The organism is Enterobacter sp. EC_64, from assembly GCF_019584165.1.
Classification (GTDB): domain Bacteria; phylum Pseudomonadota; class Gammaproteobacteria; order Enterobacterales; family Enterobacteriaceae; genus Enterobacter; species Enterobacter roggenkampii.
This window is the reverse complement of the sequence record NZ_VDAS01000014.1, coordinates 21,437-40,953: the sequence shown is the minus strand read 5'-3', so window position 1 is coordinate 40,953 and position 19,517 is coordinate 21,437. Positions and strand designations below refer to the sequence as shown.

At 54.0% G+C, this 19,517-nt stretch carries 22 protein-coding genes and 1 tRNA gene; 16 read left to right on the top strand and 7 right to left on the bottom strand.

The features are described from left to right. The first annotated feature begins 2 nt into the window (after window positions 1–2). The 5 genes from mlaD (at window position 3) to murA (ending at window position 3,189) form a co-directional block, all read left to right on the top strand. Complete coding sequence (mlaD, locus tag FHC52_RS13120) at window positions 3–551, top strand: outer membrane lipid asymmetry maintenance protein MlaD (protein WP_008501455.1); 549 nt, start codon at window positions 3–5, stop codon at window positions 549–551. A gap of 18 nt (window positions 552–569) precedes the next feature. Continuing rightward, window positions 570–1,205: a phospholipid-binding protein MlaC gene (gene mlaC / locus FHC52_RS13115; RefSeq protein ID WP_220420110.1), complete on the top strand. Its 636-nt coding sequence runs from the start codon at window positions 570–572 to the stop codon at window positions 1,203–1,205. Further along, window positions 1,205–1,498, top strand: a complete 294-nt coding sequence (gene mlaB / locus FHC52_RS13110; protein WP_021242262.1) for a lipid asymmetry maintenance protein MlaB — start codon at window positions 1,205–1,207, stop codon at window positions 1,496–1,498. The genes mlaC and mlaB overlap by 1 nt, the downstream gene beginning before the upstream one ends. A 126-nt stretch (window positions 1,499–1,624) precedes the next feature. Next, window positions 1,625–1,879 (top strand): BolA family iron metabolism protein IbaG, encoded by a 255-nt coding sequence (gene ibaG, locus FHC52_RS13105; protein WP_008501458.1) that lies wholly within the window; start codon window positions 1,625–1,627, stop codon window positions 1,877–1,879. A gap of 50 nt (window positions 1,880–1,929) precedes the next feature. Next, the gene (gene murA, locus FHC52_RS13100; RefSeq protein ID WP_008501459.1) at window positions 1,930–3,189 is read left to right on the top strand and encodes a UDP-N-acetylglucosamine 1-carboxyvinyltransferase; all 1,260 of its coding nucleotides are present in this window, start codon (window positions 1,930–1,932) and stop codon (window positions 3,187–3,189) included. A gap of 60 nt (window positions 3,190–3,249) precedes the next feature. Here murA and sfsB read toward each other — a convergent pair whose 3' ends face one another. Continuing rightward, window positions 3,250–3,537 carry a DNA-binding transcriptional regulator SfsB gene (gene sfsB / locus FHC52_RS13095; RefSeq protein ID WP_008501460.1) on the bottom strand — a complete coding sequence of 96 codons (288 nt, stop codon included), beginning with the start codon at window positions 3,535–3,537 and terminating at the stop codon, window positions 3,250–3,252. A gap of 229 nt (window positions 3,538–3,766) precedes the next feature. Next, the gene (gene ispB, locus FHC52_RS13090; protein ID WP_008501461.1) at window positions 3,767–4,738 is read right to left on the bottom strand and encodes an octaprenyl diphosphate synthase; all 972 of its coding nucleotides are present in this window, start codon (window positions 4,736–4,738) and stop codon (window positions 3,767–3,769) included. 257 nt (window positions 4,739–4,995) lie between these two features. Between ispB and rplU the strand changes: the two genes are divergently transcribed. The 4 genes from rplU to cgtA all read left to right on the top strand — a co-directional run bounded on the left by rplU (window position 4,996) and on the right by cgtA (window position 7,837). Further along, window positions 4,996–5,307 carry a 50S ribosomal protein L21 gene (gene rplU / locus FHC52_RS13085; RefSeq protein ID WP_003025032.1) on the top strand — a complete coding sequence of 104 codons (312 nt, stop codon included), beginning with the start codon at window positions 4,996–4,998 and terminating at the stop codon, window positions 5,305–5,307. 19 nt (window positions 5,308–5,326) lie between these two features. Continuing rightward, window positions 5,327–5,584, top strand: a complete 258-nt coding sequence (gene rpmA / locus FHC52_RS13080) for a 50S ribosomal protein L27 (protein WP_004385076.1) — start codon at window positions 5,327–5,329, stop codon at window positions 5,582–5,584. Window positions 5,585–5,680: 96 nt separating this feature from the next. Beyond that, window positions 5,681–6,646 (top strand): DMT family transporter, encoded by a 966-nt coding sequence (locus FHC52_RS13075; RefSeq protein WP_008501462.1) that lies wholly within the window; start codon window positions 5,681–5,683, stop codon window positions 6,644–6,646. Window positions 6,647–6,661: 15 nt separating this feature from the next. Next, entirely contained in the window at window positions 6,662–7,837 is a 1,176-nt protein-coding gene (gene cgtA / locus FHC52_RS13070) for an Obg family GTPase CgtA (RefSeq protein WP_021242261.1), read from the top strand. A 34-nt stretch (window positions 7,838–7,871) separates the two neighbouring features. On the opposite strand, the gene pmrB is transcribed toward cgtA, so the two are convergent. Genes pmrB through dacB form a run of 3 tightly spaced genes read right to left on the bottom strand, consistent with a single transcriptional unit; the run spans window position 7,872 to window position 11,010 of the window. After that, a complete protein-coding gene (pmrB, locus tag FHC52_RS13065) occupies window positions 7,872–8,915 on the bottom strand; it encodes a two-component system sensor histidine kinase PmrB (protein ID WP_126289148.1) in 1,044 nt (347 codons plus the stop codon). Further along, the gene (gene pmrA / locus FHC52_RS13060) at window positions 8,912–9,574 is read right to left on the bottom strand and encodes a two-component system response regulator PmrA (protein WP_008501465.1); all 663 of its coding nucleotides are present in this window, start codon (window positions 9,572–9,574) and stop codon (window positions 8,912–8,914) included. Before pmrA ends, pmrB begins: the two co-directional genes overlap by 4 nt. A gap of 2 nt (window positions 9,575–9,576) precedes the next feature. After that, window positions 9,577–11,010, bottom strand: coding sequence for a serine-type D-Ala-D-Ala carboxypeptidase (dacB, locus tag FHC52_RS13055; protein WP_021242259.1), 1,434 nt, complete (start codon window positions 11,008–11,010; stop codon window positions 9,577–9,579). A gap of 228 nt (window positions 11,011–11,238) precedes the next feature. Between dacB and greA the strand changes: the two genes are divergently transcribed. Beyond that, on the top strand, window positions 11,239–11,715 hold the full coding sequence (gene greA / locus FHC52_RS13050; protein WP_003861815.1) for a transcription elongation factor GreA: 477 nt from the start codon (window positions 11,239–11,241) through the stop codon (window positions 11,713–11,715). 151 nt (window positions 11,716–11,866) lie between these two features. On the opposite strand, the gene yhbY is transcribed toward greA, so the two are convergent. Beyond that, entirely contained in the window at window positions 11,867–12,160 is a 294-nt protein-coding gene (gene yhbY, locus FHC52_RS13045) for a ribosome assembly RNA-binding protein YhbY (RefSeq protein ID WP_003861814.1), read from the bottom strand. 127 nt (window positions 12,161–12,287) lie between these two features. On the opposite strand from yhbY, the gene rlmE reads away from it, so the two are divergent. From rlmE to FHC52_RS13015, 6 genes are all read left to right on the top strand, one after another. Beyond that, complete coding sequence (gene rlmE / locus FHC52_RS13040) at window positions 12,288–12,914, top strand: 23S rRNA (uridine(2552)-2'-O)-methyltransferase RlmE (RefSeq protein ID WP_003861812.1); 627 nt, start codon at window positions 12,288–12,290, stop codon at window positions 12,912–12,914. Window positions 12,915–13,016: 102 nt separating this feature from the next. Further along, a complete protein-coding gene (ftsH, locus tag FHC52_RS13035) occupies window positions 13,017–14,951 on the top strand; it encodes an ATP-dependent zinc metalloprotease FtsH (protein ID WP_013098921.1) in 1,935 nt (644 codons plus the stop codon). A gap of 98 nt (window positions 14,952–15,049) precedes the next feature. Continuing rightward, entirely contained in the window at window positions 15,050–15,898 is an 849-nt protein-coding gene (gene folP, locus FHC52_RS13030; protein ID WP_008501468.1) for a dihydropteroate synthase, read from the top strand. Then, window positions 15,891–17,228 (top strand): phosphoglucosamine mutase, encoded by a 1,338-nt coding sequence (glmM, locus tag FHC52_RS13025; protein WP_021242257.1) that lies wholly within the window; start codon window positions 15,891–15,893, stop codon window positions 17,226–17,228. Before folP ends, glmM begins: the two co-directional genes overlap by 8 nt. A gap of 223 nt (window positions 17,229–17,451) precedes the next feature. Beyond that, window positions 17,452–17,784 (top strand): preprotein translocase subunit SecG, encoded by a 333-nt coding sequence (gene secG, locus FHC52_RS13020; RefSeq protein ID WP_021242256.1) that lies wholly within the window; start codon window positions 17,452–17,454, stop codon window positions 17,782–17,784. Window positions 17,785–17,793: 9 nt separating this feature from the next. Beyond that, window positions 17,794–17,880 (top strand) — tRNA-Leu (locus FHC52_RS13015). Between the two features lie 179 nt (window positions 17,881–18,059). Here FHC52_RS13015 and argG read toward each other — a convergent pair. After that, window positions 18,060–19,406, bottom strand: coding sequence for an argininosuccinate synthase (argG, locus tag FHC52_RS13010; protein ID WP_023294661.1), 1,347 nt, complete (start codon window positions 19,404–19,406; stop codon window positions 18,060–18,062). Between the last annotated feature and the right edge of the window lie 111 nt (window positions 19,407–19,517).

Below are 19,517 nucleotides of genomic sequence, written 5' to 3'. Positions count from 1 at the left end.
TCATGCAAACGAGAAAAAATGAAATTTGGGTCGGTGTATTCCTGCTGCTGGCGCTGCTGGCCGCGCTGTTTATCTGCCTGAGAGCGGCGGATATTACGTCTGTGCGCACCGAGCCGACGTATCGCATCTATGCCACCTTCGATAACATCGGCGGGCTGAAGGCGCGTTCACCGGTCCGTATTGGCGGCGTGGTGATCGGACGCGTATCTGACATTACGCTGGATGAGAAGACCTATCTGCCACGTGTCGCGATGGATATCGAAGAGCGTTACAACCACATTCCGGACACCAGCTCCCTTTCTATCCGGACTTCCGGTCTGCTGGGCGAACAATATCTGGCGCTTAACGTCGGTTTTGAAGACCCCGAGCTGGGAACGACTATCCTTAAGGACGGGAGCGTGATCCAGGACACCAAGTCCGCCATGGTACTGGAAGATATGATTGGTCAGTTCCTTTACAACAGTAAAGGGGATGATAAAAAGTCTGACAATGCCCCTGCGCAGAGTGAAGACCATACCAATGCTGCGCCGACCCCAGGTGCTGCGAATTAATATCAGGAGAAGTCATTCATGTTTAAACGACTGTTAATGGTTGCCATGCTGGTTATTGCCCCTCTCACCGCGGTGCACGCGGCGGATCAGAGTAACCCGTACAAACTGATGGACGAAGCCGCGAAGAAAACCTTCGATCGTCTTAAAAACGAGCAGCCTAAGATTCGTGCTAATCCTGATTACCTGCGTGACGTGGTTGACCAGGAGCTGCTGCCGTACGTGCAGATCAAATATGCGGGAGCCCTGGTGCTGGGCCGCTATTACAAAGACGCAACCCCGGCGCAGCGTGAGGTCTATTTTGCCGCTTTCCGTGAATACCTGAAGCAGGCGTATGGTCAGGCGCTGGCGATGTACCACGGTCAGACCTATCAGATCGCCCCGGAGCAGCCGCTGGGTGATGCGACCATCGTCCCTATTCGCGTAACGATCAACGATCCTAACGGTCGTCCGCCGGTGCGTCTGGATTTCCAGTGGCGTAAAAACAGCCAGACCGGCCACTGGCAGGCGTATGACATGATCGCCGAAGGCGTAAGCATGATCACCACCAAACAGAACGAGTGGAGCGACCTGCTGCGCACCAAGGGGATTGATGGCCTGACCGCGCAGCTGCAGTCCATCGCTCGTCAGAAAATTAGTCTGGACGAGAAGAAGTAATGTCACAGCAACTCAGCTGGTCGCGTGAAGGCGAGACATTAAAGCTGTCCGGTGAGCTGGATCAGGATCTGCTGAACCCCTTATGGGATAAACGCCATGAGGCCATGCAGGGCGTGACGGTTATTGACTTAACCGACGTCACGCGGGTAGATACGGCAGGCGTTGCACTGCTTGCCCATCTGGTTGCGGTAGGGAAAAAGCAGGGGGCGAGCGTCACGCTTCGCGGCGCGAGCGAGAATGTCGTGACCCTTGCGCAGCTCTACAATCTCCCTCAGGACGTACTGCCTCGTTAATATTTTCAGTGCGTTACTTCCGAAAGCCCTGACTGTTTCATCGTCGGGGCTTTTTGCTTGTTTAAGACGACGCCACTTTGCTCTAAGATGTTGGGCTTGTTTTCACTATCAGATGATTAAGAGCCCATGGAAAATCATGAAATCCAGACAGTGCTGATGAATGCACTCTCCCTTCAGGAAGCCCACGTCACAGGCGATGGCAGTCACTTCCAGGTTATTGCTGTGGGTGAGATGTTCGACGGTATGAGCCGTGTGAAGAAACAGCAGGCTGTGTACGCGCCGCTGATGGAATATATTGCGGATAACCGCATCCACGCCCTGTCGATTAAAGCGTTCACCCCGCAAGAGTGGGCACGCGATCGCAAACTAAACGGTTTTTGAGCTGAGGGCGACAGGCCCGCAGCACGGTTGAATTTATAAGAGAGCACACCATGGATAAATTTCGTGTACAGGGGCCAACGCGTCTCCAGGGCGAAGTCACAATTTCTGGCGCGAAAAACGCCGCGCTGCCCATCCTCTTTGCTGCACTGCTCGCGGAAGAGCCGGTAGAGATTCAGAACGTACCGAAGCTGAAAGATATCGACACCACCATGAAGCTGCTCACCCAGTTGGGCACGAAAGTCGAGCGTAACGGTTCCGTCTGGATCGACGCCAGCAAGGTGAATAACTTCTCTGCCCCTTACGATCTGGTGAAAACCATGCGTGCTTCCATCTGGGCGCTTGGCCCGCTGGTGGCGCGTTTCGGTCAGGGTCAGGTTTCGCTGCCGGGCGGTTGCGCTATCGGTGCGCGTCCGGTTGACCTGCACATCTTTGGCCTGGAAAAACTGGGCGCAGAGATCAAGCTGGAAGAAGGCTACGTTAAAGCGTCCGTCAATGGTCGTCTGAAAGGCGCGCACATTGTTATGGACAAAGTGAGCGTGGGCGCAACGGTGACCATTATGTCTGCGGCAACGCTGGCAGAAGGGACCACGATCATCGAAAACGCCGCGCGTGAACCGGAGATTGTGGATACTGCCAACTTCCTCGTGGCGCTGGGTGCGAAGATCTCCGGTCAGGGTACCGACCGCATCACCATCGAAGGCGTTGAGCGTCTGGGCGGGGGTGTCTATCGCGTACTGCCGGACCGTATCGAAACCGGTACCTTCCTGATCGCTGCTGCGATCTCTGGCGGGAAAATTGTTTGTCGCAACGCGCAGCCAGATACCCTGGATGCAGTGCTGGCGAAACTGCGCGATGCGGGTGCGGATATCGAAATCGGTGAAGACTGGATCAGCCTTGATATGCATGGACAGCGTCCAAAAGCGGTCAATGTGCGTACGGCACCGCATCCGGCGTTCCCAACTGACATGCAGGCACAGTTCACCTTGTTGAACCTGGTCGCCGAAGGGACCGGCTTTATCACGGAAACCATTTTCGAGAACCGCTTTATGCACGTACCGGAGCTGATCCGTATGGGGGCACGTGCCGAGATCGAAAGTAATACTGTGATTTGCCACGGCGTTGAGAAACTGTCCGGTGCTCAGGTGATGGCAACCGATCTGCGTGCGTCTGCCAGCCTGGTGTTGGCGGGCTGTATCGCAGAAGGCACAACGATCGTGGATCGTATTTATCACATCGATCGTGGTTATGAGCGTATCGAAGATAAACTGCGCGCGCTGGGTGCCAATATCGAGCGTGTGAAGGGCGAGTAATCGTTCCGGCAGCCCCCTGCCAGAAATGACCGGGGGGTTGCTGTTCCTGTCAAAAAAACCTTATTCCTGCGATTCTTTTTTTACTTTTCTCTGGCGAATCATGCGCGATCTGTCGATAAATTCATGGGTGACAGGATCGTGGTAGCGCGAAGGCCAAATCACCCACGGATGCGTGTCCAGCGCCGTTGCGATAATTAATTCTCCTTTTGGCCAGGGGCGGGTGAGGGCGTTTGCCAGAGTTGAAGAACTCAGTCCATGGCGGCGGGACTCTGCTGCCAGTGAAGTGCCTTTTTTGCGCAGTGCGGCAATAATATCAGCCGTGTGCCAGTCGATAAATTTCGTATCCATAACGCCGTCCTTAAGTTCGGATTCACCTACGCCGTTTCTTCTGAAACGACGGGTTTACTATACCCATTTCGAACTCTTGTTCTAAAAAGTTCGCGTTACTTGAAGGAATATTCAGAATAAGACATGGCTTTATTCATGCGGTCTCTAAACCGATGAATTTACATGAACGCGGAATTTACTGGTGTGTACTGGAATCTCCCCGCCAGGTTCGCGGGGAGAAAAAGGGAGATTAACGGTCGCGCTGAACGGCGATGTGGGCAAGGCCAATCAGTGCTTCGCGCCATGGGCTGTCTGGAATGACCTGAAGGGCCTCGATGGCCTTGTCGGCTTCTTCTTCTGCACGCTGACGCGTCCATTCCAGCGATCCGCAGATTGCCATGGTTTCCAGTACAGGTTCCAGAAGATGGCGGCCATTTCCCTGCTCAATCGCTTCACGGATCATCTTCGCCTGGTCGGCCGTTCCGTTACGCATGGCGTGGAGCAGCGGCAGGGTCGGTTTGCCTTCGTTCAGGTCATCGCCAACGTTTTTGCCGAGCGTCTCGCCGTCCGCACTGTAGTCCAGCAGATCGTCAATCAGCTGGAAGGCTGTGCCCAGATAGCGGCCATAGTCCTGCAGGCCTTTTTCCTGCGCTTCGGTACAGCCCGCCAAAATACCGGAACACTGGGCCGCCGCTTCAAACAGGCGCGCGGTTTTGCTGTAGATGACGCGCATGTAGTTTTCTTCAGTGATGTCCGGGTCGTTGACGTTCATCAGCTGCAGCACTTCGCCTTCAGCGATGACGTTAACGGCTTCGGACATCACTTCCAGCACTTTCAGGGAACCCAGGCTGGTCATCATCTGGAAGGCGCGGGTATAGATAAAATCTCCCACCAGGACGCTGGCTGCGTTCCCGAAAGCGGCGTTAGCCGTAGCTTTGCCACGACGCATATCCGATTCATCCACCACATCGTCGTGCAGAAGCGTCGCCGTGTGGATAAATTCGATGAGCGCGGCGATAGTGATGTGGGCATTTCCCTGATAGCCAACGGCTCTGGCAGCCAGAATAGCAATCATCGGACGAATGCGTTTACCGCCGCCGCTGACAATGTAATAGCCCAACTGATTGATCAGCTGAACGTCAGAGTTGAGTTGCTCCAGGATTGCTGCATTCACACCCGCCATATCTTGCGCGGTTAACTCGTTGATTTTTTCTAAATTCATCGCAAAAGCCGGGCTTTTTATCCTGTTGATCCCATCTTCAATGGGGTAACGAAGGGTTTCGGTTTATCAATACTAGTGCTGATTGTACTGAAAAAACGGCTCAGATAAACGTTACCGTACGTGTTGTGTTTTTTTTCTTCATGTATTGACGGTAGCACTTGTCAAAGGCTCGCGTTTTGCGTAATATTCGCGCCCTATTGTGAATATTTATAGCGCACTCTGATTCATACGAGGACGTGCGCGGAAGCGGAGTTTATATGTACGCGGTTTTCCAAAGTGGTGGTAAACAACACCGAGTAAGCGAAGGTCAGACCGTTCGCCTGGAAAAGCTGGACATCGCAACTGGCGAATCTGTTGAGTTCGCAGAAGTTCTGATGATCGCAAACGGTGAAGAAGTCAAAATCGGCGTTCCTTTCGTTGATGGCGGCGTTATCAAAGCTGAAGTTGTTGCACACGGTCGTGGCGAGAAAGTTAAAATCGTTAAGTTTCGTCGTCGTAAGCACTACCGTAAGCAGCAGGGCCACCGTCAGTGGTTCACTGATGTGAAAATTACTGGCATCAGCGCCTAAGACCTGAGGAGAGATTTAAATGGCACATAAAAAGGCTGGCGGCTCCACACGTAACGGTCGCGATTCAGAAGCTAAACGCCTGGGCGTTAAGCGTTTCGGTGGCGAATCCGTTCTGGCGGGTAGCATCATCGTTCGTCAACGTGGTACCAAATTCCACGCTGGCAACAACGTAGGTTGCGGTCGTGACCACACTCTGTTTGCTAAAGCAGACGGTAAAGTGAAATTTGAAGTTAAAGGCCCGAACAACCGTAAATACATCAGCATCGTTGCTGAGTAAGGTTTTCTCGGTCCGGTAACGGATTAAAGCCCCGCACCCTGTTGCGGGGCTTTTTACATTGGAAACCCGGTAATTTTTTCTGTAGGGAAAACGGGCATGAAGCAGCAGGCCGGCATAGGAATTCTTTTGGCGCTCACAACCGCAATGTGCTGGGGTGCGCTGCCAATTGCAATGAAGCAGGTACTGGAAGTGATGGAGCCGCCTACGGTGGTCTTTTATCGCTTTCTGATGGCAAGCATCGGCCTCGGGGCGATTCTGGCCATCAAAGGTAAGCTTCCACCCTTGCGGCTCTTCCGTAAACCGCGCTGGCTGGTATTGCTGGCTATCGCGACGGGCGGTCTGTTCGGTAACTTCATCCTGTTCAGCTCTTCCCTGCAATATCTCAGCCCCACGGCGTCGCAGGTGATTGGTCAGCTTTCGCCGGTGGGCATGATGGTCGCCAGCGTCTTTATCCTCAAGGAGAAGATGCGCGGTACGCAGATTATCGGGGCGAGCATGCTGTTGTGCGGTCTGGTGATGTTCTTCAACACCAGTCTGATCGAGATTTTTACCCGCCTGACGGATTACACCTGGGGTGTCATTTTCGGTGTGGGGGCAGCAACGGTCTGGGTGAGCTATGGCGTCGCGCAAAAGGTGTTATTGCGTCGGCTTGCCTCACAGCAGATCCTCTTTTTGCTGTACACTTTGTGTACAATAGCATTGCTGCCATTAGCGAAGCCGGGCGTGATTACCCAGCTTAGCGACTGGCAACTGGCGTGCCTCATTTTTTGTGGGCTGAACACGCTGGTCGGTTATGGCGCGCTGGCCGAAGCGATGGCGCGCTGGCAGGCAGCACAGGTAAGCGCGTTGATCACGCTTACCCCGCTGTTTACGCTGTTATTTTCAGATTTGTTATCAATGGCCTGGCCCGATGTCTTCGTCAGACCGATGCTCAACCTGTTGGGTTATCTCGGTGCGTTTGTCGTGGTTGCGGGCGCGATGTATTCCGCCATTGGTCATCGTCTTTGGGGACGTTGGCGCAAAAATGAAGCGGTTGTAGTAGTCCCCCGCTCAGGCGAATGAGTTACGGAGAGTAAAATGAAGTTTGTTGATGAAGCGACGATCCTGGTCGTGGCTGGTGATGGCGGCAACGGTTGCGTGAGCTTCCGCCGTGAAAAGTATATCCCTCGTGGCGGTCCTGATGGCGGCGACGGTGGGGATGGTGGTGACGTGTGGCTGGAGGCGGATGAGAACCTCAACACGCTGATCGACTACCGTTTCGAAAAATCCTTCCGCGCTGAACGTGGCCAGAACGGCCAGAGCCGTGACTGTACCGGGAAACGCGGTAAAGACGTCACCATTAAAGTTCCGGTCGGTACGCGTGTGATTGACCAGGGGACGGGTGAAACCATGGGCGACATGACCAAACACGGTCAGCGCCTGATGGTGGCGAAAGGCGGCTGGCACGGTCTGGGTAACAGCCGTTTCAAATCTTCCGTTAACCGTACGCCGCGTCAGAAAACGATGGGTACGCCGGGCGATAAGCGCGACCTGCAGCTGGAACTGATGCTTCTGGCTGACGTGGGCATGCTGGGTATGCCAAACGCAGGTAAATCGACGTTTATTCGCGCGGTTTCTGCGGCGAAGCCAAAAGTGGCTGACTATCCGTTTACCACGCTGGTACCAAGCCTGGGCGTTGTCCGTATGGATAACGAGAAGAGCTTCGTGGTCGCCGATATTCCGGGCCTGATTGAAGGCGCCGCGGAAGGGGCGGGTCTGGGCATTCGCTTCCTGAAACACCTTGAGCGCTGCCGCGTGCTGCTGCACCTCATTGATATCGATCCTATCGACGGTTCCGATCCGGTTGAAAACGCCCGCATCATCGTTGGCGAACTGGAGAAATACAGCGAGAAACTGGCGAACAAACCACGCTGGCTGGTCTTCAACAAGATCGACCTGATGGACAAAGCCGAAGCGGAAGCAAAAGCGAAAGCCATTGCTGAAGCGATGGGTTGGGAAGATAAATACTACCTGATCTCTGCGGCAAGCCAGGTTGGCGTGAAAGATCTGTGCTGGGATGTGATGACCTTCATCATTGAGAACCCAATTGTTCAGGCGGAAGAAGTCAAACAGCCTGAAAAAGTCGAATTCATGTGGGATGACTACCACCGCCAGCAGCTCGAAGAGCTGGAAGCGGAAGAAGACGATGAAGACTGGGATGATGACTGGGATGAAGACGACGAAGAAGGCGTCGAGTTCATCTACAAGCACTAATTGCTGTTCAAAGCCCCCGTTATGGGGGCTTTTTTTATTCCAGCGTTGCGGGCAGCCAGCAGCTGGCGATTAAGCCACCTTCAGCGCCATTCTCAAGCGTTAGCCTGCCGTGGTGGAGCTGGAGGATGCGCTGCACGATGCTCAGGCCCAGCCCACTGCCTCCGTAGCGCTGGTCAAGACGGCGGAATGGCTCGGTAATTGACTGTCGGTGCGCTTCATCAATTCCAGGACCCTGATCGATAACGCTAATCTGCGTCCCGCCGTCGACCTCGGTTAATGTCACTGTAATCGTTGTCCCTGACGGGCTGTAGCGCCCGGCATTCTCCAGCAGGTTGCGCAGCATGAGGCGCAGGAGAACGGCGTCTCCCTGAACCGTGAGCGCGCTTTTAGCGGGCCAAACCACCGTATGCTCTTTGGCTTCATGCCCCAGGCCGAGAGGTTCAATGATATTTTCCGTCCAGTTCACGGTTTCGTAGTGTCCGCTCGCCATGGCCTGTCCGGCCCGGGCCAGCATCAGCAGCTGTTCGACGGTATGCATGAGCTGATCGATACGGCTAATCAGCGTGGCGGCCTGTGGCGCACCTGACTGCGACATCAGCTCCAGATGGAGCCGTATGCCAGCAAGAGGCGTTCTCAGCTCGTGAGCAGCGTCTGCAGTGAAGAGACGTTCCTGCTTAATGGTGCTATCCAGCCGGGCCAGCAGCTGGTTCAGGGAGGTCGTCACCGCGCCAATTTCTTCCATGTCGGAAAACATGGGAAGCGGGGTTAAGTTATCGGCTGAACGGTTAGCGAGGCTGGCGCGGAGTTTATTCAGCGGCCGGGTTATCCAGGTGACCGCCCAGAAAGAGAAGAGCAGGGTAAAGCCAACCATCACCAGGGAAGGGACCAGCAGCGAGGCAATCGCTTCGCGTATCTCTTTCTCAACGTGATTATTGCGCGCTTTCGCTGACAGCGTTTCGTTGACCAGAAAACCAATCTGTTCACGGCTTTCATGCCATAGCCAGATGACGCTTATCAGCTGGAAAAACAGGAGAATGACCGCCAGCAGTACCATCAGACGCCGACGCATGCTGTTCATTTCTGGCTCTCCAGACGATAGCCGACGCCGCGAACGGTTTTGATCCTGTCTTTGCCGAGCTTACGCCTCAGATTATGGATGTGGACCTCAAGGGTATTTGACCCGGGATCGTCCTGCCAGGAGTAGATATCCTGCTGGAGCGTTTCTCTGTGTACCGTTTGCCCGCTGCGCATGATCAGACGCGTAAGCAAGGCGAACTCTTTTGGCGTGACCTCTACGGCCTGATCCTGTTGCAGCACCTGCTGGGTTTGCAAATTCAGCGTAATGTCGCCGTCGGTCAGTAAGTTATCACTATGGCCCTGATAACGGCGAATCAACGCTCGCACCCGTGCCTGCAGCTCCGCGAGCGCGAAAGGCTTCACCAGATAATCATCTGCGCCTGCATCGAGGCCGGTGATACGATCTTCAATGGCATCACGTGCCGTCAGGATCAGGACGGGATTGTTGATGCCGCGACGTCGCCACTGGCTGAGCAGCGTGGCGCCGTCTTTATCCGGCAAGCCCAAATCGAGGATCACCAGGCTGTATTCGCCGCTCTGGATCAGGGCATCCGCCTCTGCTGCGGTGCCTGCACAGTCGAGAGCATACCCTTCATTGGCCAGCCCCAGCGCCAGCCCTTCCTGCAATAACAGATCGTCTTCAACTATAAGTAGTTTCATCGCTAGTTATTCTGGTAGATGTCCTTATAAAGCCTGCTTTCGAAGCGAACCAGCGGAATACGACGATTGCGCTGATCGGTCGGTTCGACGGCATAGCCGGAAAGATACTGCACGAATGCCATGCGCTGTCCGCTGGCGGTAGTGATGAAGCCTGCAAGGTTGTAAACCCCCTGCAGTGAGCCTGTTTTCGCGGAGACTTTGCCATCCACGCCGGCAGCGTGAAGCCCCGCACGGTACTGCAGTGAACCGTCATGTCCGGCCAGCGGCAGCATTGAAATAAAGTTTAGCTCAGTGTCATGCTGTGCAATGTACTGAAGCACCTGCATCATCGTGGCCGGAGAGATCAAATTATGGCGCGACAGGCCGGAGCCATCGACGGCGATGGTATTACCCAGGTCAATCCCCGCCTGCTGGCGCAGAATCTGACGCACCGCGTCTGAGCCCGCGCGCCAGGTTCCCGGCACGCCGAAACGGGCGTGGCCAATCATGCGGAACACCGTATCGGCAATCATATTGTCCGACTTTTTCAGCATAATTCGCAGTAAATCGTGCAGCGGCGCAGACTGTTTGCTCGCGATGACCGTGCCGGGCTGGTTGACCTGCGTCTGACGAAGCAGGGTGCCGGAATAGGTTATTCCCGCTTGTTTCAGCTCATCTTTCAGAATGGCGCCTGCATAGCTTGCGCCATCCTGTATCGCAAAGGCCAGCGGCAGCGGATCGGCGCGCTGCGTCAGGCAGCCGGTGAGCGTGAAGCGGTTAAGGTCGCCTGGCACCACATCCAGTTCGCAATACTGGGCATCGGGGGAACCCTTGGCCAGCGTGCGAACCTGGCTAAACATGGTGACCGGGTAGTAGGACGCGATGCGGATAAACGCTAAGTCATCCGGCTTTGGCGCACTGTAAAGCGAAACCGAGAAGCAGTTGCGGTCAACAATCGCGGCGGCGGGCGGGGCGCTAAAACACTGCGTCATGTCGTTCCACGGCCAGCCCGGGGCTTTGTCGTGGCTGGCAAAGATGGACGTGTCGATCAGTACATTGCCGTCAATTTTTTGCACGCCGGTTTTTTTCAGTACCGCGACCATATTGCGGATATCCTGGCGTTTAAAGGTTGGATCGCCGCCAAAACGGGCGATAAGATCGCCTTTCAGTTCGCCACCCTCAACGTTACCTTTGGTTTCAAGGGTGGTCGTAAAACGGAAGTCAGGCCCGAGCTGGAGCAGAGCGGCGAGGGCGGTGATCACCTTTTGGGTACTGGCAGGCAGCGCCATCTGTTGACTGTGATAGTCAATCTCGGGAGCCTGTGCGCCAACCTTCTGCACCATCAGGGCGAGGTTCGCGCCTGCGGGAAGCTGATTAATGTACTCATCAACATTCGCGGCCTGGGCGGTGAACGTTATACTGGTAGTCAATCCGATGATAAAACTGGAAAATCGCATAATCTCGCGCTAACAACCCGAAAACAAACCGTCATACTACGGTGCATGGCACTGCAAAGTAAACGATGACCCATAGTGAACTTCGCGGTAAAATGCGTATCAAATTGAAAAATTGCTGCTGACCTGGGGCGTTGCTCCCGGGTCGGTTTTCTTTTTGCTTCTGGCCTGTTCAGGTGGGCTGGAGCAGGGAACACTGCTCCCAACAGGAATGTTTAAGAGGTATAACAAATGCAAGCTATTCCGATGACCTTACGTGGTGCCGAAAAACTGCGCGAAGAGCTGGATTTTCTGAAATCCGTACGTCGCCCTGAAATCATCGCCGCTATCGCGGAAGCCCGTGAGCATGGCGACCTGAAAGAGAACGCTGAATACCACGCCGCGCGTGAGCAGCAGGGCTTCTGTGAAGGGCGTATTAAAGATATCGAAGCAAAACTGTCCAATGCACAGGTTATCGATATCACCAAAATGCCGAATAATGGCCGTGTGATTTTTGGTTCAACCGTTACCGTGCTGAACCTGGACAACGACGAAGAGCAGACCTATCGCATCGTGGGTGATGATGAAGCTGACTTCAAACAGAACCTGATTTCGGTGAACTCACCGATTGCTCGCGGCCTGATTGGCAAAGAGCAGGACGATGTTGTCACCATCCGCACCCCTGGTGGTGAAGTGGAATACGAAATTATTAAGGTTGAATACCTGTAATTCGCTTCTCTACTAAGATGTTGATACATTGTAAAGAAAAGAAAAAGGCCGCGTAGCGGCCTTTTATCAACTCAAGGAGCATGGCATTTTGCTCGCCTGCTGACAGAAATCCCTCGTTTCACACAGAAAATGTGTTTAATTCAGGATATCCTTAACGTGGCAGCGAGATTTTACGCTCTTTAGATGGGCGGTAGAGCACCAGCGTTTTACCGATGACCTGTACATTACAGGCGCCGGTTTCGCGCACGATGGCTTCCACGATCAGGTTTTTAGTGTCTCTGTCTTCAGAGGCGATTTTCACCTTGATCAGCTCGTGGTGTTCCAGCGCTTGTTCAATCTCGGCAAGCACCCCTTCGGTCAAACCATTGTTGCCAAGCATCACTACAGGCTTGAGCGGATGTGCCAGACCTTTAAGGTGCTGTTTTTGTTTAGTACTCAGATTCATCGTATATTTTTGCTTACGTTGGGATTGAAAACGGTTCATTCTACCGCCATCTCCCTAATATCGCCAAATAGCTGCGTAGAAATTTACGTCACAGGCAAGTAACGATGAACCAGGACGGAAATGTTAAATGACAGGTAAAAAGCGTTCTGCCAGCTCCAGCCGCTGGCTTCAGGAACACTTTAGCGATAAATATGTTCAACAGGCACAGAAAAAGGGGTTGCGTTCCCGTGCCTGGTTTAAACTTGATGAAATACAGCAAAGTGACAAACTTTTTAAGCCGGGGATGACGGTTGTTGACCTCGGTGCGGCACCTGGCGGATGGTCCCAGTATGCGGTAACGCAGATCGGCGGAACGGGCCGAATCATCGCGTGCGATCTTTTACCAATGGATCCCATCGTCGGTGTCGACTTCCTTCAGGGCGACTTTCGTGATGAATTAGTGCTGAAAGCGTTACTTGATCGTGTAGGTGACAGTAAGGTCCAGGTTGTCATGTCAGATATGGCACCAAATATGTGCGGAACACCGGCGGTGGATATCCCCCGCGCCATGTATCTGGTGGAGCTAGCGTTAGAAATGTGTCGTGATGTACTAGCGCCTGGTGGTAGTTTTGTTGTGAAGGTGTTTCAGGGCGAAGGTTTCGAGGAGTATCTTAAGGAAATTCGCTCCCTGTTTGCGAAGGTCAAAGTTCGTAAGCCGGACTCTTCCCGGGCCCGTTCCCGTGAAGTGTATATTGTAGCGACCGGGCGAAAATGATAACCGGGAGATTTCAGACGAAAGTTTGAATGAAACTGGATATAGAGTATCCTGACGCTGTTTTTAACACAGTTGTAATATGAGGTTAATCCCTTGAGTGACATGGCGAAAAACCTAATACTCTGGCTGGTCATTGCCGTTGTGCTGATGTCAGTATTCCAGAGCTTTGGGCCCAGCGAGTCGAATGGCCGCAAGGTGGATTATTCTACCTTCCTGCAGGAGGTCAATCAGGACCAGGTTCGCGAAGCGCGTATCAACGGACGTGAGATCAACGTTACCAAGAAAGATAGTAACCGTTACACGACTTACATCCCGGTGAACGATCCTAAGCTGCTTGATAACCTTCTGACCAAAAACGTCAAAGTGGTAGGCGAGCCGCCAGAAGAACCAAGCCTGTTGGCTTCTATCTTCATTTCCTGGTTCCCGATGCTGCTGCTTATCGGCGTCTGGATCTTCTTTATGCGCCAGATGCAGGGCGGCGGTGGCAAAGGTGCCATGTCGTTCGGTAAGAGCAAGGCGCGTATGTTGACGGAAGATCAGATCAAGACCACTTTTGCGGACGTTGCCGGGTGTGACGAAGCGAAAGAAGAGGTCGGTGAACTGGTTGAATACCTGCGCGAGCCGAGCCGTTTCCAGAAGCTGGGCGGTAAAATCCCGAAAGGCGTGCTGATGGTTGGCCCTCCGGGTACCGGTAAAACCCTGCTGGCGAAAGCCATCGCGGGTGAAGCGAAGGTGCCGTTCTTTACTATTTCAGGTTCTGACTTCGTCGAAATGTTCGTGGGTGTTGGTGCATCTCGTGTGCGTGACATGTTCGAGCAGGCCAAGAAGGCAGCACCGTGCATTATCTTCATCGATGAAATCGACGCCGTAGGCCGCCAGCGTGGCGCAGGCCTGGGCGGTGGTCACGATGAACGTGAACAGACGCTGAACCAGATGCTGGTTGAGATGGACGGCTTCGAAGGTAACGAAGGTATCATCGTTATCGCGGCAACTAACCGTCCGGACGTACTTGACCCGGCGCTGCTGCGTCCAGGCCGTTTCGACCGTCAGGTTGTTGTCGGTCTGCCGGATGTTCGCGGTCGTGAACAGATTCTGAAAGTCCACATGCGTCGCGTACCGCTGGCGCCAGATATCGACGCGGCAATCATTGCGCGCGGTACTCCGGGCTTCTCCGGTGCGGATCTCGCTAACCTGGTCAACGAAGCTGCACTGTTTGCCGCTCGCGGTAACAAGCGCGTCGTGTCGATGGTGGAGTTCGAGAAAGCGAAAGATAAGATCATGATGGGTGCGGAACGTCGCTCCATGGTGATGACGGAAGCGCAGAAAGAGTCCACGGCTTACCACGAAGCGGGTCACGCGATTATCGGTCGCCTGGTGCCGGAACACGATCCGGTGCATAAAGTGACGATTATTCCGCGCGGTCGTGCGCTGGGTGTGACCTTCTTCCTGCCTGAAGGCGACGCGATCAGCGCCAGCCGTCAGAAGCTGGAAAGCCAGATCTCAACCCTGTACGGCGGTCGTCTGGCGGAAGAGATTATTTACGGTCCGGAACATGTTTCTACCGGTGCGTCGAACGACATTAAAGTGGCGACAAACCTGGCGCGTAACATGGTGACTCAGTGGGGCTTCTCCGACAAACTCGGTCCGCTGCTCTATGCAGAGGAAGAGGGCGAAGTGTTCCTGGGCCGCTCCGTGGCAAAAGCGAAACATATGTCCGATGAAACGGCTCGTATCATCGACCAGGAAGTGAAAGCGCTGATTGAACGTAACTACGGTCGCGCGCGTCAGATCCTGAATGACAACATGGACATTCTGCATTCCATGAAAGATGCGCTCATGAAATATGAGACCATCGATGCACCGCAGATTGACGACCTGATGGCGCGCCGCGAAGTACGTCCGCCAGCAGGCTGGGAAGACCCAGGCGCTTCCAATAACTCTGACAACAATGGCACCCCGCGTGCACCGCGTCCGGTTGATGAACCGCGTACGCCAAACCCGGGCAACACCATGTCAGAACAGTTGGGCGATAAGTAAGTCACTGCTGTTGAAGCGTTTGTTTGTACCTCAAACCCTGGAGCTTGCTCCGGGGTTTTTCATTTCTGTTTAACCATTTAGATATCAGGGATTTCGCCATGAAATTATTCGCTCAGGACTCGCATCTCGATCTTTCACATCCCCATGTGATGGGGATCCTGAATGTTACCCCTGACTCCTTCTCTGACGGCGGCACGCATAACACGCTTATCGAGGCGGTTAAGCATGCGAATTTAATGATTAATGCAGGTGCCACCATCATTGACGTTGGCGGCGAATCGACGCGTCCCGGTGCGGCGGACGTGTCTGTGGAAGAAGAGCTGGCGCGCGTGGTGCCGGTCGTTGAAGCAATCGCACAGCGGTTTGAAGTGTGGATCTCAGTAGATACCTCCAAACCGGAAGTGATCCGAGAAGTGGCGAAAGTGGGCGCTCACATTATCAATGATATTCGTTCACTTACCGAGCCGGGAGCGATTGAGGCGGCTGCGGAAACCGGGCTGCCGGTTTGCCTGATGCATATGCAGGGGCAACCGAAAACCATGCAGGACGCGCCGAAGTATGACGATGTCTTTGCCGACGTAAATCGCTTCTTTATTGAGCATATCGAACGTTGTGAACGTGCCGGTATCCCAAAAGAGAAATTGCTGCTCGACCCGGGGTTCGGTTTCGGTAAAAATCTCTCACACAACTATGCGCTGCTTGCGCGCTTATCGGAATTTCATCACTTTGGCCTGCCGCTGCTGGTGGGGATGTCGAGAAAGTCGATGATTGGCCAGTTGCTGAATGTAGGCCCGAGCGAACGCCTGAGCGGCAGCCTGGCCTGCGCGGTGATTGCGGCGATGCAGGGTGCGCACATCATTCGTGTCCATGACGTCAAAGAAACAGTAGAAGCCATGCGTGTGGTGGAAGCCACACTGGCAGCGAAGGAAAACAAACGCTATGAGTAATCGTAAATATTTTGGTACCGACGGTATCCGTGGGCGCGTAGGTGATGCTCCCATCACCCCTGATTTTGTCCTGAAGCTCGGCTGGGCTGCCGGCAAGGTTCTGGCGCGTCATGGCTCACGTAAAATTATCATCGGTAAAGACACCCGTATTTCCGGCTATATGCTGGAATCCGCGCTGGAAGCGGGGCTGGCGGCGGCTGGACTGTCCGCCTCTTTTACAGGCCCAATGCCAACGCCTGCGGTCGCGTATCTGACGCGCACCTTCCGTGCGGAAGCGGGGATTGTCATCTCGGCCTCTCACAACCCGTTCTACGACAACGGCATTAAATTCTTCTCTATTGATGGCACCAAGCTGCCGGATGAGGTGGAAGAAGCCATTGAAGCTGAAATGGAAAAAGAGATCACCTGTGTTGATTCCGCAGAGCTGGGTAAAGCGAACCGTATCGTTGATGCGGCGGGTCGCTATATCGAATTCTGTAAAGGCACCTTCCCGAATGAGCTGAGCCTGGCGCACCTCAAAATTGTGGTGGACTGCGCAAATGGCGCGACCTACCACATTGCCCCGAATGTCTTCCGCGAGCTCGGTGCGAAAGTGATCGCCATTGGCTGTGAGCCGGATGGTCTGAACATCAACGAGCAGGTCGGTGCGACGGACGTTCGTGCCCTGCAGGCGCGCGTTCTGGCAGAAAAAGCCGATCTGGGCATTGCGCTGGACGGCGACGGTGACCGCGTGATCATGGTTGATCACGAAGGTAACAAGGTCGACGGCGACCAGATCCTCTACATTATTGCGCGTGAAGGTCTGCGTCAGGGTCAGCTGCGCGGCGGTGCGGTCGGGACGCTGATGAGTAACATGGGCCTGGAACTGGCGCTGAAACAGCTCGGTATTCCGTTCGTTCGCGCGAAAGTGGGTGACCGCTATGTGCTGGAAAAATTGCAGGAGAAGGGCTGGCGTATCGGCGCTGAGAATTCAGGTCACGTGATCCTGCTCGACAAAACCACCACCGGTGACGGTATTGTGGCCGCGTTGCAGGTGGTTGCCGCCATGGCGCGCAACCATATGAGCCTGCACGATCTGTGCAGCGGCATGAAAATGTTCCCACAGATCCTCGTAAACGTACGTTTCACTGCCGGCAAAGGCGATCCGCTGGAAAATGAGAACGTGAAAGCGGTGATGGCTGACGTTGAAGCGGCCCTGGGCAGCCGTGGACGCGTGCTGCTGCGTAAGTCTGGTACTGAACCGCTGATCCGCGTGATGGTGGAAGGCGAAGACGAAGCGCAGGTAACCGAATTTGCGCACCGTATTGCGGATGCTGTTAAAGCTGCATAATCTTGCACGCTAAATGTTTAAAAAGGCGGCGTTTGCCGCCTTTGTTTTAAGCAATTAATGGCTTTTTGCTGTTTTTTTCCGCAGTTGATACAATGCGTCGAAAATGCCCTTGCGAAGGTGATTCGCTTTGGTTAGTATTCACACCCGCTTCAGTGGGAAACAGAAATCCTGCTAATTGGTCGAAGCATTGGTATGCGGCAAATCCGCAAGGAACAGGTTGATTATGTACGAAGCTCTTTTAGTTGTTTTCCTTATTGTAGCCATCGCTCTCGTAGCGCTGATTATGCTGCAGCAAGGTAAAGGCGCTGATATGGGAGCCTCCTTCGGAGCAGGCGCTTCCGGTACGCTGTTCGGTTCAAGTGGTTCTGCGAACTTCATGACCCGCACGACGGCGATTCTGGCGACGCTGTTCTTCATCATCAGTCTGGTGCTTGGCAATATCAACAGCAACAAGACCAGCAAAGGAAGCGAGTGGGAAAACCTGAGCGCGCCAGCAAAAACTGAGCAGACTCAGCCAGCTGCACCGGCTAAGCCAACCAGCGATATCCCGCAGTAAGTATTCCGTACCGAGGTGGTGGAATTGGTAGACACGCTACCTTGAGGTGGTAGTGCCCTAACGGGCTTGTGGGTTCGAGTCCCATCCTCGGTACCAATATTCCAGAAGAAAGACGTCGAAAGACGTCTTTTTTTTCGTCTGTAGCTTTTGCCGTTCGTAGGCCCGGTAAGCGCAGCGCCACCGGGCAAAATGGCGGGTGGCGCTGCGCTTACCCGCCCTACAAAAGCCGAACAAAAAGGCGCCCATTGGGCGCCTTTTGCATGTTTCATTATCGATTATTTCTTATCGCTGTGTTCCAGGTTTTCAACCTGCGGCAGGCCGTTACCTGAATTCGCAGAGAGCAGGCCATTCTCAACATAGTTGAACAGCTTCTCACGGGTATCGGTGATGTCCAGGTTACGCATGGTCAGCTGGCCAATACGATCGTCCGGTGAGAACACTGACTCACCTTTCTCCATGGTCAGACGCTCTGCTTTATAGGTCAGGTTATCAGACACGGTGTTCAGGATGGAGTAGTCGTTACCGCGACGCAGTTCCAGGGTCACTTCACCGGTAATTGCACTCGCCACCCAACGCTGAAGCGCATCACGCAGCATCAGCGCCTGCGGATCGAACCAGCGGCCCTGATACAGCAGTTTGCCCAGCTGACGGCCATGAGAGTGATACTGCTCAATGGTGTCTTCGTTGTGAATACCAGTCAGCAGACGCTCGTAAGCAATATGCAGCAGCGCCATTCCCGGAGCTTCATAGATGCCACGGCTTTTCGCTTCGATGATACGGTTTTCAATCTGATCGCTCATGCCCAGGCCGTGACGACCACCAATACGGTTAGCTTCCAGCATCAGCTCAACGTCATCAGAGAAGGTTTTGCCGTTCAGCGCAACCGGATGACCACGTTCGAAACGCACGGTCACTTCTTCTGCCGGGATCTTCACGTTCTCATCCCAGAACTTCACGCCCATGATTGGGTTAACGATCTTCACGCTGGAGTTCAGGAATTCCAGGTCTTTTGCTTCGTGCGTCGCACCCAGCATGTTGGAGTCGGTAGAGTAGGCTTTCTCGACGGACATCTTATAGTCAAAGCCGCAGGCGATCATAAACTCGGACATCTCATGACGACCACCCAGCTCGTCGATGAAGTCGGTATCCAGCCACGGTTTGTAGATCTGCAATTCGGCGTTGGTCAGCAGGCCATAACGATAGAAACGTTCAATATCGTTTCCTTTATAGGTGCTGCCGTCACCCCAGATGTTGACGCCGTCTTCTTTCATGGCGGCAACCAGCATGGTACCGGTGACCGCACGGCCCAGCGGGGTGGTGTTGAAATAGGTCAGGCCGCCGGTGGTGTTATGGAATGCACCACACTGAATCGCCGCGATACCTTCCGCGACCAGTTGCTTACGGCAGTCAATCAGGCGCGCGTTCTCTGCACCATACTCTTTCGCGCGACGAGGAATGGCATCATAGTCGTCCTCATCCGGCTGACCCAGGTTCGCAGTATAAGCATACGGAACCGCTCCCTTCTGGCGCATCCACAGCAGTGCAGCGCTGGTATCCAGGCCACCTGAGAAAGCGATGCCAATACGTTGTCCTACCGGAAGATGCTTGAGAATCGTCGTCATAGAATAAAACCCTGCTTGATTGACTGATTAGAGACCGCTTTCGCTCTCTTGTGCATTTTTATGCAAAATAAGTGAGTATTCATTTAATCATCTTTTGGCGAAGACCGGAAG

Excerpts from the sequence above, each read along its gene's own strand:
- ispB (WP_008501461.1), bottom strand. The coding sequence starts at position 4,738 with ATGAATTTAGAAAAAATCAACGAGTTAACCGCGCAAGATATGGCGGGT.
- ftsH (WP_013098921.1), top strand. The coding sequence starts at position 13,017 with ATGGCGAAAAACCTAATACTCTGGCTGGTCATTGCCGTTGTGCTGATG.
- secG (WP_021242256.1), top strand. The coding sequence starts at position 17,452 with ATGTACGAAGCTCTTTTAGTTGTTTTCCTTATTGTAGCCATCGCTCTC.
- mlaB (WP_021242262.1), top strand. The coding sequence starts at position 1,205 with ATGTCACAGCAACTCAGCTGGTCGCGTGAAGGCGAGACATTAAAGCTG.
- cgtA (WP_021242261.1), top strand. The coding sequence starts at position 6,662 with ATGAAGTTTGTTGATGAAGCGACGATCCTGGTCGTGGCTGGTGATGGC.
- murA (WP_008501459.1), top strand. The coding sequence starts at position 1,930 with ATGGATAAATTTCGTGTACAGGGGCCAACGCGTCTCCAGGGCGAAGTC.
- folP (WP_008501468.1), top strand. The coding sequence starts at position 15,050 with ATGAAATTATTCGCTCAGGACTCGCATCTCGATCTTTCACATCCCCAT.
- sfsB (WP_008501460.1), bottom strand. The coding sequence starts at position 3,537 with ATGGATACGAAATTTATCGACTGGCACACGGCTGATATTATTGCCGCA.
- ibaG (WP_008501458.1), top strand. The coding sequence starts at position 1,625 with ATGGAAAATCATGAAATCCAGACAGTGCTGATGAATGCACTCTCCCTT.
- mlaC (WP_220420110.1), top strand. The coding sequence starts at position 570 with ATGTTTAAACGACTGTTAATGGTTGCCATGCTGGTTATTGCCCCTCTC.
- rlmE (WP_003861812.1), top strand. The coding sequence starts at position 12,288 with ATGACAGGTAAAAAGCGTTCTGCCAGCTCCAGCCGCTGGCTTCAGGAA.
- pmrA (WP_008501465.1), bottom strand. The coding sequence starts at position 9,574 with ATGAAACTACTTATAGTTGAAGACGATCTGTTATTGCAGGAAGGGCTG.
- FHC52_RS13075 (WP_008501462.1), top strand. The coding sequence starts at position 5,681 with ATGAAGCAGCAGGCCGGCATAGGAATTCTTTTGGCGCTCACAACCGCA.
- glmM (WP_021242257.1), top strand. The coding sequence starts at position 15,891 with ATGAGTAATCGTAAATATTTTGGTACCGACGGTATCCGTGGGCGCGTA.
- rpmA (WP_004385076.1), top strand. The coding sequence starts at position 5,327 with ATGGCACATAAAAAGGCTGGCGGCTCCACACGTAACGGTCGCGATTCA.
- dacB (WP_021242259.1), bottom strand. The coding sequence starts at position 11,010 with ATGCGATTTTCCAGTTTTATCATCGGATTGACTACCAGTATAACGTTC.
- yhbY (WP_003861814.1), bottom strand. The coding sequence starts at position 12,160 with ATGAATCTGAGTACTAAACAAAAACAGCACCTTAAAGGTCTGGCACAT.
- argG (WP_023294661.1), bottom strand. The coding sequence starts at position 19,406 with ATGACGACGATTCTCAAGCATCTTCCGGTAGGACAACGTATTGGCATC.
- mlaD (WP_008501455.1), top strand. The coding sequence starts at position 3 with ATGCAAACGAGAAAAAATGAAATTTGGGTCGGTGTATTCCTGCTGCTG.
- greA (WP_003861815.1), top strand. The coding sequence starts at position 11,239 with ATGCAAGCTATTCCGATGACCTTACGTGGTGCCGAAAAACTGCGCGAA.
- pmrB (WP_126289148.1), bottom strand. The coding sequence starts at position 8,915 with ATGAACAGCATGCGTCGGCGTCTGATGGTACTGCTGGCGGTCATTCTC.
- rplU (WP_003025032.1), top strand. The coding sequence starts at position 4,996 with ATGTACGCGGTTTTCCAAAGTGGTGGTAAACAACACCGAGTAAGCGAA.